At 33.8% G+C, this 10,488-nt stretch carries 13 protein-coding genes and 1 other RNA gene; 7 read left to right on the forward strand and 7 right to left on the reverse strand.

Annotated elements, in window-relative coordinates:
* Together OCV67_RS12155 and OCV67_RS12160 are read left to right on the forward strand one after the other, a co-directional pair.
* Window positions 1-551 (forward strand): hypothetical protein (locus tag OCV67_RS12155; RefSeq protein ID WP_178085135.1); only part of this gene is annotated, 551 nt, incomplete at its 5' end.
* 360 nt (window positions 552-911) lie between these two features.
* The gene (locus OCV67_RS12160) at window positions 912-1,052 is read left to right on the forward strand and encodes a hypothetical protein (RefSeq protein WP_262644622.1); all 141 of its coding nucleotides are present in this window, start codon (window positions 912-914) and stop codon (window positions 1,050-1,052) included.
* Window positions 1,053-1,097: 45 nt separating this feature from the next.
* Here the strand turns inward: OCV67_RS12160 and OCV67_RS12165 are convergent, their stop codons facing one another.
* Window positions 1,098-2,975 carry a glycosyl hydrolase gene (locus OCV67_RS12165; RefSeq protein WP_147644224.1) on the reverse strand — a complete coding sequence of 626 codons (1,878 nt, stop codon included), beginning with the start codon at window positions 2,973-2,975 and terminating at the stop codon, window positions 1,098-1,100.
* A gap of 162 nt (window positions 2,976-3,137) precedes the next feature.
* Window positions 3,138-4,409 carry an aminotransferase class I/II-fold pyridoxal phosphate-dependent enzyme gene (locus OCV67_RS12170; protein ID WP_147644225.1) on the reverse strand — a complete coding sequence of 424 codons (1,272 nt, stop codon included), beginning with the start codon at window positions 4,407-4,409 and terminating at the stop codon, window positions 3,138-3,140.
* Window positions 4,410-4,626: 217 nt separating this feature from the next.
* On the opposite strand from OCV67_RS12170, the gene smpB reads away from it, so the two are divergent.
* Window positions 4,627-5,094 carry an SsrA-binding protein SmpB gene (smpB, locus tag OCV67_RS12175; protein WP_394802707.1) on the forward strand — a complete coding sequence of 156 codons (468 nt, stop codon included), beginning with the start codon at window positions 4,627-4,629 and terminating at the stop codon, window positions 5,092-5,094.
* A gap of 1 nt (window position 5,095) precedes the next feature.
* Window positions 5,096-5,466, forward strand: a transfer-messenger RNA (tmRNA) gene (gene ssrA / locus OCV67_RS12180).
* Between the two features lie 119 nt (window positions 5,467-5,585).
* On the opposite strand, the gene OCV67_RS12185 is transcribed toward ssrA, so the two are convergent.
* The 3 genes from OCV67_RS12185 to OCV67_RS12195 form a co-directional block, all read right to left on the reverse strand.
* Complete coding sequence (locus tag OCV67_RS12185) at window positions 5,586-6,698, reverse strand: tyrosine-type recombinase/integrase (protein WP_178085136.1); 1,113 nt, start codon at window positions 6,696-6,698, stop codon at window positions 5,586-5,588.
* 350 nt (window positions 6,699-7,048) lie between these two features.
* On the reverse strand, window positions 7,049-8,131 hold the full coding sequence (locus tag OCV67_RS12190) for a DNA/RNA non-specific endonuclease (protein WP_449580835.1): 1,083 nt from the start codon (window positions 8,129-8,131) through the stop codon (window positions 7,049-7,051).
* Window positions 8,132-8,334: 203 nt separating this feature from the next.
* Window positions 8,335-8,664, reverse strand: a complete 330-nt coding sequence (locus OCV67_RS12195; RefSeq protein WP_147644229.1) for a helix-turn-helix domain-containing protein — start codon at window positions 8,662-8,664, stop codon at window positions 8,335-8,337.
* Window positions 8,665-8,853: 189 nt separating this feature from the next.
* Here OCV67_RS12195 and OCV67_RS12200 point away from each other — a divergent pair, with 189 nt between their 5' ends.
* Window positions 8,854-9,213, forward strand: coding sequence for a hypothetical protein (locus OCV67_RS12200; protein WP_147644230.1), 360 nt, complete (start codon window positions 8,854-8,856; stop codon window positions 9,211-9,213).
* Here the strand turns inward: OCV67_RS12200 and OCV67_RS12205 are convergent.
* Window positions 9,197-9,544: a hypothetical protein gene (locus tag OCV67_RS12205; protein WP_147644231.1), complete on the reverse strand. Its 348-nt coding sequence runs from the start codon at window positions 9,542-9,544 to the stop codon at window positions 9,197-9,199. The genes OCV67_RS12200 and OCV67_RS12205 overlap by 17 nt on opposite strands.
* Window positions 9,545-9,677: 133 nt before the next feature.
* Here OCV67_RS12205 and OCV67_RS12210 point away from each other — a divergent pair, with 133 nt between their 5' ends.
* The gene (locus OCV67_RS12210) at window positions 9,678-9,815 is read left to right on the forward strand and encodes a hypothetical protein (protein ID WP_178085137.1); all 138 of its coding nucleotides are present in this window, start codon (window positions 9,678-9,680) and stop codon (window positions 9,813-9,815) included.
* On the opposite strand, the gene OCV67_RS12215 is transcribed toward OCV67_RS12210, so the two are convergent.
* Window positions 9,812-10,039 carry a hypothetical protein gene (locus OCV67_RS12215; protein WP_147644232.1) on the reverse strand — a complete coding sequence of 76 codons (228 nt, stop codon included), beginning with the start codon at window positions 10,037-10,039 and terminating at the stop codon, window positions 9,812-9,814. The two genes, OCV67_RS12210 and OCV67_RS12215, sit on opposite strands and share 4 nt — an antisense overlap.
* Before the next feature lie 92 nt (window positions 10,040-10,131).
* Here OCV67_RS12215 and OCV67_RS12220 point away from each other — a divergent pair, with 92 nt between their 5' ends.
* The gene (locus tag OCV67_RS12220; protein ID WP_147644233.1) at window positions 10,132-10,356 is read left to right on the forward strand and encodes a hypothetical protein; all 225 of its coding nucleotides are present in this window, start codon (window positions 10,132-10,134) and stop codon (window positions 10,354-10,356) included.
* Window positions 10,357-10,488: the final 132 nt, after the last annotated feature.

The raw sequence follows: 10,488 nt of genomic DNA on the forward strand, positions 1-10,488 counted from the left end.
ACGGAAAAGTAACAGCGCTGGACTGTGCAGAAATAGCACGTTTTTTAGCAAAGTTAAGTATAATAGAACATACAACGGCGCCGAATGAAAATAAAACAGAAACTACAAAAACCACAGTAAAGCTTAAAGAACCAAACAAGAAGAATTATGACCTGAATAAATTCAGCGGAATAAAGAAGTATGTAAATGATTGCATAAAGTATAAGGCAGCAGCAGAATACGGAATAACAAAGATTATATATGATGATACGGTAGACCCATGGGACGGTTATGGTTGGAATCTTCCTGCTGATTATATTCCAAACATTGAATATTATAAGGAACATAACGATCCTATTCTTCCGGCAGGTATTCTATGGACAGCTGATGAGTTAGTTGAGGATTCTTACTGTGCTTTATATATGATGGTGGAGGAAGAAAAAGCATCACTTATGATTCATCATGGATATAATGAAAAGGAAGTTAAGGAAATAATATCAACATATTATGATATAACAGTTACATGCAAAGAACTAGGTGGAGGAAATTATCAGTTATATATTATGTGGTAAGAATAATTTCTAATAAAATGATGAAATAGTGTTGACTATGTAAAAAATATATGATATAATGTAAATATCAGCGAAAGCTGAAATATTATAAGAAAGCACAAAATATTTTTTCTACGCATTGAAGCTCGGTGAATAACCGGGCTTTTAATGTATAATAAAATAATTTATTGACAAAATATGGTGTGACTAATATAATTAAATGCATAAAATTATTAAGGGAATTAGTAAATGTATATAATAAAACCACATTTTGATTATTGTCCGATACTAGAAAACAGAATATTTTGTCAATGTAAAGTATAAAATAAGCGATGTGAATACAATAATTAAAGACCATTTAAGGAGTTTTTTACTCTTTAAATGGTCTTTTTGTGTTTTGCGTTTCAATCAACAGGTAAAAAAGACGGTAAGGGAAATCTTTCTGAAAATACGATAAAAGATATGAGAGTTGGTGTAATATGGAGTGGTAGGAAATTAATTTTAAACAAAGAAGTATTTTAGTTAATAAAACAGTTGAAAGAATGTCATTAGGAACAGAAATTTATTTTATTCATCTGTTTCAGGAGGTGCGACATAATATGTTATATCTACATCCATGCCCACAAGCCATTGATTTAAAAGTACCAAATCGGCAATTTCAACAAGTCCGTCACCGTTTGTATCAGCAGGACTTGGTGCAAGGACAGGATATTGAAGTGCATTGTCGATCATATAGCTATTAACTATATATTTTTTTAGTGCTATAGAATCAAATACATTAACCTTTTCATCACCGTTCACATCGCCGGGAATGAAGTCAATATCAGGCTCTGGACCCTTATATTCATAATTTTTCCAGTCGGGAAGTTCGTCTAATGTAATACAGTAATCACTTTGATAAATTTCTTTAAGTGTATCATAATTATTCTTGTTTTTACCGGTAAGGAAATTATCCGAGCCGTTATCGTACCAGATGCAGAAATACAGCCAATGAGCTTTTTCGATAAGCATGTTCTCAAGACTTGGAACTGTATCGTTTTCCGGCATTGCAACAAGTTTTTTGTTATCTGTAAGATTTACAAGATTGTAGAATGTATCTGAAATAGCATCTTCATTAGGACAATCGGAAAGACCGTCAGTTCTGTTATATATACAATTATATTTGTCAAAGCCTACCATGTCAACCCATTCGTCACCGGGATACCATTCAGGCGATGAAGAATAAGTATAGCTGTTGAATTCCCATATAAGATTGTGAAGACCGTATTCTTCAGTAAGGGTTGTATAGAGCTGTTTCCAAAGAGCTTTGTATGGTTCAGGACCTTCCTGTCCCCACCAGAACCATGCGTTTCCAATTCCCGGATTACCTTCAGCTTCATGATAAGGTCTGAAAATTATCGGTACTCCGGCTTCCTGAACCTTGAGAAGCTGTTCGGCAAGAGCTTCAATTGTAAGCATTACATACTCATATTCTTTGGTACCCTCAATAGTTGCATTTGCCACACTGAATGAACTGTTTGGCTTATAGCTTGCCGCTGACCAGTCAACCGGTTCTCCGATTTCATAGTTTGCAAAATCAGTTGGCAGATTGATATGCCAGCAAACTGTAGGAATACCGTTTCGTTCGTTTCCCCATTCAATAATTCTTTCGGTTGTTCCATCGTCCCAGCCGTAAAGAGGATTATAGTTCATCATATCAAATCCTCTGATTGCAGGATAAACTCCGAAATTTTTATTTATCCATTCAAATTCAGATTCATATCCTAAAAGGTCATCGCCGCTGTATCCGGCAGGTTGATCTACCGTATGACCGTTTCCGTAAATTTCCTGCTGACCTGATATAATATGCTTTCCGTACATATCGCAGAGATAATTCATAAGTCCCTGAGTTTCTTTTGTAGCGTTAGGATCAGAAAGAACAGGTTTTATATTAAGTTCAGGCATTACTGCTTTTGTAACAGTAACTGTATCGTAAAGTGCATATCCATATCCTACATTGTCACCGGATTGAATCTTAATTTCATTAGTACCTTTATTAAGCCTTATAAGTCCCATTGAATAGTCAGTAAAAGTATCTGAATGAGGCATTAAATATGATGTACCTTTATTGCCGTTTACGCTATAAGACTGGACTCTTCCTGTTTCATCAAGATATTGCCATGAACGTACCTCAAGATTATACATTCCATCTTCAGGAGCGTCAACTTCAAATGAAAAACTACCGTTACCCTGAATCCATACATAGCCTTTTCCGGAAAAACCTGTATTATATCCTCCATATACATTATCTGTAATTTGAGCATCTCCGGCAAGCTCCAGGTCTTCGCATTCACTGTAAAACAGCGGAGCAGTCACAGCGTTTGCGGGAACAGTAAATACACATGCAGAAGCCGTTACTGCGGCTGCGCTTAATAATGATAGCATTTTTTTTAATTTTTTTATCATATTATATTCCTCCTCTTACGTTTATTTATATAAATTTATTATACTTTATTGATTAATAAAAGTCAATAAATATATGAATTTTTTTCAAAAAAACATACATTATTTGTAGAAATTCAACAAAAAAACAATAGGGTAATTAATTATAATTACCCTATAAAGTTCTTATAAAACCTTTTCAGCGCTTGCAATTTTAACAGCAAGACAAAAGATTTCCATAGCTTTTGTCAATTCGTCGACTGACGGATAGGTCGGAGCTATTCTGATATTTTTGTCTTCAGGATCCTTGCCATAAGGATAAGTGGCGCCGGCGCCGGTAAGCGTTACTCCGGCGTCCTTGCACAGTGCAACGATTCTCTTTGCACAGCCGGGGAGTGAATCAAAAGAGATAAAGTATCCGCCTTCCGGTTTTGTCCAGCTGCCGATTTCAAGTGGCGCTATTTCTTTTTCCAATATTTCTGTTACGGCATTGAACTTCGGAGCCAATAATTTTTTGTGCTTGTTCATATGTTCAAGAAGACCTTCATAGCTGCCGAAATATTTTGCGTGTCTGAGCTGATTTATTTTATCATACCCGATAGTTCTCATTGTCATGACTTTAGTCAGTTCGGAAATATTATTTCTGCTTGTTCCTAAAACTGCCACACCTGATCCGGCAAAAGTGATTTTGGACGTTGATCCGAAAATATAAACCATATCTTCATTATTGTTTTTCTTTAATTCGTCCATAATATTAAGAAGCTTTTTCGGAGAATCAACAAGATGATGAATACAATAAGCATTGTCCCAGAAAATTCTGAAATCTGATGCCTTCGGCTTGAGAGCTGCAAAGCGTTTTACAGTTTCATCACTGTACACATATCCTGTGGGATTGGAGTATTGCGGAACACACCATACGCCTTTTATTGCGTCATCTTCAGAAACTAATTTTTCAATTAAATCCATATCCGGACCTGTTTCAAAAGTCGGAATATTGATCATTTCAATACCAAATGTTTCGCAAATTGAAAAATGTCTGTCGTATCCAGGAACAGGACACAAAAATTTGACTTTTTCTTGTTTATGCCATGGTGTGTTCCCGCATACTCCTTTGAGAAACGATGTAGAGATTATGTCGTACATTATATTAAGGCTTGCATTTCCGCAGACAATTACCTCGTCTTCAGAAACTCCGAGCATTTTTGAAAAAATCGTTTTTGCTTCCGGTATACCGTCAAGAAGACCGTAATTTCTATAGTCATCACCGTTTAAACCGATAAGACTGCTTTGGCTGTTAATAGTATCAAGCATATCCATGCTTAGTTCAAGCTGTTCCGGAGACGGCTTACCCCTTGCCATATTTAGGTTAAGTTTCATTGCCTTAAATTTTTTATATTCTTCATCCCACTGATTTTTCATGGCGTCAAGCTTGCTTTTTTCCATATCTTTAAATCCCATGTAAATCTACTCCTTATTTACCCTCGCACAATTTTTGTACGGTATTAACTGAAATATTTTAAATGTTTACGATTATTATAGCATAAAATTTATAATTTTGCAATACGTCACAAAAAAATGAAAAGGAAATAAAAGAAAGATCATAAAAAATTTTAATATTCACTTGACAAATGCAAATAAATATTATATAATAAAGTACTTTCAAAAGAACGGAGGTATTCACTTGAAAACAGAAAACTTTAAAACTATTTCAGAAAACAGAAAAGCAAGGCATGAATATTTCGTACTTGAAAGCATGGAAACCGGAATTGAATTAATGGGAACTGAGGTAAAATCTCTGAGATTGGGACAGGTTAATCTGAAAGACAGTTGGTGTTCAATTGATAATGGCGAGCTTTTTATTAAAGGAATGCATATATCTCCTTATGAAAAAGGGAACATTTTTAACCGTGATCCTATGAGAGTCAGAAAATTGCTTATGCACCGCAAAGAGATTAACCGTCTTTTCGGTAAGATCAAACAGGACGGACTTACTTTGATTCCGCTTTCACTTTATTTTAAAGGCTCAATCGTTAAAGTTCAGCTTGGATTATGCAAGGGTAAAAAGCTTTATGACAAGCGTGAAGATGCCGCAAGGAAAGATGCTAAGCGTCAGATTGAAAGGGCTGTAAAAAATAATTATTAATGGGGGCGTAAAGGTTTCGACGGGGATTTTGAACTGCAATAAGCGAGTAGAGACGGTGTTCACTCTTTAAATTGCACCACGTTTAAATATAAACGCTAGAAATAATATTACTGTAAGCACAAGAAACTTACAGGTAGCAGCCTAAGTCTGCTACTGTCCTCCTTTTGAGTACCACGGCAAAAGCTTGGGCATCGATTAGTGGTGAACGTTCTTCCGTATTGTTCCGGACGGTATGAATGTATCAGGAACTACTGATACTGACAGCTTGTTTATCGGCGGTCAGTTTAAGGAATTTTAAAAGGTAAACTACACTCGTAGAAAGTTGTACGGATAGATTTTCGGACACGAGTTCGACTCTCGTCGCCTCCACCAAGAAAGCTGTGTAAATATGCTGAAAATGGCGTGTTTACGCAGCTTTTCATTTTGGATAAATTAAAATAAACTAATAAAAACGACTTTTTATGTCGTAGTAGTGTCGTAGTAAAAACAGGTCAATCGTCAATTTTTAGCTGTTTTCTGAGTACTTCAATGTCGTTGTGCACATAAGTACCAGCTGTGACAGAAATATCAGAGTGACCCATGACCTTTTGAATTGTATAAATATCAACACCTTTTTCACGGAGAAGAGTTCCATAGGTATGCCTAAGCTCATGAGGTGTAAGCTTTGGTATATTAAGTTCTTTACTTGCTTTTTCCATAAAACGTTCGAACTTATCAGCGTAAGAATGCGGTACAATAGGTTTGTCAGGTTTTTCACCTGATATTACGTATTCTGATTCTCTGGGAATTAAATTAATTACGGAAATAAGGCTATCACTAATAGGAATATATCTGTTTGATGTTTCAGATTTTGTCTCACCAATAACAATTTTACCTGTTGTTTGCGTGACGGCTCTTTGAATATGAATTGTTTTGTTAGTCATATCAATGTCATCCCACATTAGACCTATAAGTTCAGAACGTCTCATACCCGTTCCCAACAGTAAAATAATATCATATCGATTTTGCTTTATTGCATACTTTTCAAGTTTTTCAACTTCCTGAAAAGTATATACAGGACGTTGCTTTTTTATCGAAACATTTGGGAAATTTATATTCTTTACGGGATTTTTATAGCATAAGTCGTTGTCAATTGCCGCGTCAAAAATTGATTTAAGAATCATTTTGTGCTTATTCAATACAGAATTTGAGAGTGGCAAGTTGCTTTCAAGATTTTTTACTTTGTTGAAATATTTTTGAATGTCAATTTGCTTTATGTTTTTAAGTTTGGCATGTTTGAAAAAGGGTATAAGATATTTTTCAACATTCTTTTTATATGTGAATTCATAAGTATGTTCTTTTACCTTGCCTTGTTTATAAGTATCAAGCCGCTTTATAGCCCATGTATCAAAACATTCTTCTTTTCTCACAAAAGTTTCTCCCGTTTGTTCTGCAACAGCCTGATCGATTTTATATTGTTCAGCTTTTGCTTTGGCGGCTTCTTTACTCACAGAACTGTAAAAACTTTTACGTACTGGCTTACCGTCAAACGTATGACCGACAGTAACCTTTACTTCATACATTCCAGTTGCATGGTTAGGTTTCTCTTTCTTTGGACGTCCCATAAAATCACTCCTTGACATAATATTTCAAAAGTGATATGATTATATAGTCAATCAATATCCTTTTGATTGGAACTACAACTAATAACGCTCTGTATATTTGCAGGGCGTTATTTTTTATTGGGTATAAATGTAAATTTTATTGTTTATCTTGCACAAATAAAACTATATTTTTTCGTGCCCAAAATTTACCGAGACGCAATTTTTTAGTTCCGTGCCAAAACTATTGCAATCTGAAATTTGCCGAGTATAATAATAACTGTAATCCGGATTCGACAAAAAATACGAAAGGTCGTGTTGTTATGATTTGCATTTTATCTAATAAAATTCCCCTCTGACGAGGGGAAGAAAATTTATTTAACACATTTGTTACAAGGTGTAAGACCTTTTTTTATGGCGTCAGCATAAGAACATTCGTAATATGTACCACCATTACATTTACTGTTATAATGATAGCGCTTGCCCGTTTTTGTTATATAAACAACTGACGGAACACTTTTTACCGTTGTAGTCGTCGTTTTTTTAGTAGTTTTAACTGTTGTTTTAGTAGTAGGAGTTGTTGTTTTCTTAGTTGTCGTAACGACTGGAACGTTTTTTGAGGCAAGGTATTTTGCAATTGCAGCGGAATCTGCCGCCGTTATTTTACCATCATTGTTATAATCGGCATTAGGATATTTTGCAATAGTTACTGAATTACCGCTAATTGCTGCTTCAGCTAATTTTTTGGCAATAAATGCGGCATCACTTGCACGAAGATATCCATCACCATTAGCATCACCTTTTACACCTGTTGCAGATACAGTCGAACTTGCCAAAGAACTTGAACCAGTTTTATAGTCTATTTCAATACCAGGCTGTGCATTATAACAATATACATTATAGCAGATACCTTCTCCGTTATCTTCTACAGAATATGCTTCTATCTGTACACCGTCTGCAACAAGATTATTGTCCTCAAAATCAGGAGTAACACGATACAAAACATGATTATCTGTTTCATCTACATAATCATCTACTGCATTTTCAAAAGGAAGCATACCATCAATATTAAGATATCTTGTTCCGGTAATCAAGTTTTTTTCATTTGCATTTTCTCCGGCAAGTTGATAGCCTATTAAATGACAACGATTATATAAGTATTTACCATCAACGCAGTCATATTTTACGCTATGCCAGCCTGACGGCTTTACTGAACCAATTTCCCCTCTTGGTTCAGTTGGCATAATATCGGTACAAACATTAGCATAGGCTATGCCACATCTTCCCAACGAATCAAGTTCACTGTAAATTTCAAACGTATCAGTAGTTATATCAGAATCAGTAAAATAAGGCTTGTTACCATTAATCTCTACATACGGTTCGTCACTAAATTCAGGAACATCTACTACTGATATAATAGTTTTTGGTGAAAATGCATTGACAGGTGTAACGCTCATTGTAAAAGCTGAGGTTAAACAACTAGCTGCCAATAGCACTGTTAATAATTTTTTTACCTTCATATATAACACTCCTAAAATAATTTATTTATTAAAATTGTATCATATATGGTAATATTTAGCAATTAGTGTAATACAAGAAATATCTAGCACTATTTTGTAAAAATGTGACAAAAATTAACAAAAATACGGTTATTTGATTTTTATTTCCTGTATTTAGGAAGTTCCAGAAGTTCATCAAGGCGTTCGTTAAGTTTAGCCTTGCCATCATCATTGAGCTGGTTATACTTAAACATTATTTCACTTACTGTTTTATCTGAATCATTATTATCTAAATAATCTTTATAAAACATTTCTATATCAACATCTAAGGATTTGCAAATCTTAATTAAAACCGAGATATCAATTTTCATATTATCTCTTTCTATGATACTGTAAATTGTTGTGGGTGCAACATTTATATTTCGTGCTAGATCAGTAACTGTTGTATTCCTTTCTTTTAATACATCGGAAAGTATTTTTCCAATAGCCATATTATCACCTCTTGTTAATTATAGCATGCAAAAAAAAGAAATGCAACAATAAAATACGAATTTTCGTAATTTAGTCTAATTGAACAGCGATATTACGTAAAATGTCATTGGTAATTACTAATTATCGTGATAAAATAAAAACGTAGATTACGATAATCGTAATCAAAAAATAAAAATGGAGGGTTTTATATGTATAAAAATCTTGAAAATGTAATTTATGAAAATCATATGACAATTAATTCTGTTGCAAGTGTAATCGGTATGAATGAACGTTCATTGCGATATAAAATCGGACAAAGAAACGTTCGATATTGCCGAGGTTACCTATTTGAATCTAATTGCAACGAAACCAAGTCGCATAAAGGAGATGATATTATTAAAGCGTTAGAAAAAACGGCTATTTGGATAGTGTCAGGCGTATTAGCTGTGAGAGCGTTTATAACAAATGATTTAGATACGTTACATTTAATGACTGCAACGTTTTTGATTTATTGGCAACTTGATTCAATTAAAGAAGATATTGTATACGAAATCAAGAAAAGTAATTAATAATTGAATCGATTATTTCTTTCATTTCTTGTAAGTGTTCCGTAACCCATTCCGTATGTTCTAATGCTTCTACAATAAAAATAATTGCTTCAACAATTTTTTTAGCAGAATTTTTTACGGATATTTTGGAAGTAAAATCGTCTGGAACACATTCACATATCTTTTTAAACTTTTCGTAAATACTTGGTGAAACAGGGATATCTTGGATTTGAATTTTTTTAAGCAGTTCTAATTTAGGAAGTTTTAAATCATCCATTGTAATTCCTAATGAACCTAATTCATACCAAGAAATATCGTTTAAATCATTCCAAGTAAATCCATTATCAGACAATACTCTCACCTCCTCTCAAACAGATTATACCATAATCTGACAAGGAGGGCAAGAAACAGAATCCAAGTCAGCGTAAAGGAGAAAATTATGAAAATTAAGATTGATATTGAAAACAAAGACTAGGAGGTAAAAAATGATAAAAATTGAAATTAAAGCATCTAAAAAGCCAAGACGTTTCAGAAAGAAAGTTAACCCACTTATAAAAGAAATCGTTGAGATTCAAAAAAATTACCCCCATGTCGGAAGCATGGAGATAATTATAAAGTGTTAATCTTTTAAAACAATTACACCCGTTGTGTTTGAATCGGCATAATAAGTAACATTAATATTGTTTCCGATTAATTGGAAAAATCCCTGAGTAGGAAATACATAATTAAAGATGTTTTCCTGCTTAACAGTTTCCAGTGCTGAATAAGAGTTGCCAACTCTTATTTCGTTAATTGAATCAAACATTACTGGTTTGCCGTCTGTTTTTAAGAATTTAAGTGTATACATAATTTCACCACCTTCTAAATTTAATATTACTATTATAAAATATTTGGTGAAATATGTCAATAAATACCAGATAAATAAAGGAGGTGATTATTATGACAGAAACAACAGAATATAAACCCACATTAACAGCTCTGGAACTGTATGAAGATTTAAGAAGATGTGGTGTAAAAACGTCTCCAACAAAAATTAAAGCCCTGATCCAGCAAGGCAAATACCCTTTTGCAGTGTCCTGCGAAATGAGCCATACGGAATTTGAAATATATCGTAAGCCGTATGAAGAATGGAAAGAGAAAGTGGGATTAAAATATATAAATTAAAGGAGTAAACCAATGAACAAGAAAGAAGAATATTTTAAGTATGTAGCCCAAAAGTGGACCATAGTCAATAAGTTGGACAGAAAAAGGCGAAAAGAAAAAAGATTAAAGTAAAGATTTTTCAAAATGAATGGG

It is taken from the genome of Porcipelethomonas ammoniilytica (assembly GCF_025567485.1).
Taxonomy (GTDB): domain Bacteria; phylum Bacillota; class Clostridia; order Oscillospirales; family Ruminococcaceae; genus Porcipelethomonas; species Porcipelethomonas ammoniilytica.

Bases quoted from the DNA above. Each gene is read 5' to 3' on its own strand.
- OCV67_RS12160 (WP_262644622.1), top strand. From the start codon at position 912: ATGGTCTTTTTGTGTTTTGCGTTTCAATCAACAGGTAAAAAAGACGGT.
- OCV67_RS12165 (WP_147644224.1), bottom strand. From the start codon at position 2,975: ATGATAAAAAAATTAAAAAAAATGCTATCATTATTAAGCGCAGCCGCA.
- OCV67_RS12170 (WP_147644225.1), bottom strand. From the start codon at position 4,409: ATGGGATTTAAAGATATGGAAAAAAGCAAGCTTGACGCCATGAAAAAT.
- OCV67_RS12185 (WP_178085136.1), bottom strand. From the start codon at position 6,698: ATGGGACGTCCAAAGAAAGAGAAACCTAACCATGCAACTGGAATGTAT.
- OCV67_RS12190 (WP_449580835.1), bottom strand. From the start codon at position 8,131: ATGAGCGTTACACCTGTCAATGCATTTTCACCAAAAACTATTATATCA.
- OCV67_RS12195 (WP_147644229.1), bottom strand. From the start codon at position 8,664: ATGGCTATTGGAAAAATACTTTCCGATGTATTAAAAGAAAGGAATACA.
- OCV67_RS12200 (WP_147644230.1), top strand. From the start codon at position 8,854: ATGTATAAAAATCTTGAAAATGTAATTTATGAAAATCATATGACAATT.
- OCV67_RS12210 (WP_178085137.1), top strand. From the start codon at position 9,678: ATGATAAAAATTGAAATTAAAGCATCTAAAAAGCCAAGACGTTTCAGA.
- OCV67_RS12215 (WP_147644232.1), bottom strand. From the start codon at position 10,039: ATGTATACACTTAAATTCTTAAAAACAGACGGCAAACCAGTAATGTTT.
- OCV67_RS12220 (WP_147644233.1), top strand. From the start codon at position 10,132: ATGACAGAAACAACAGAATATAAACCCACATTAACAGCTCTGGAACTG.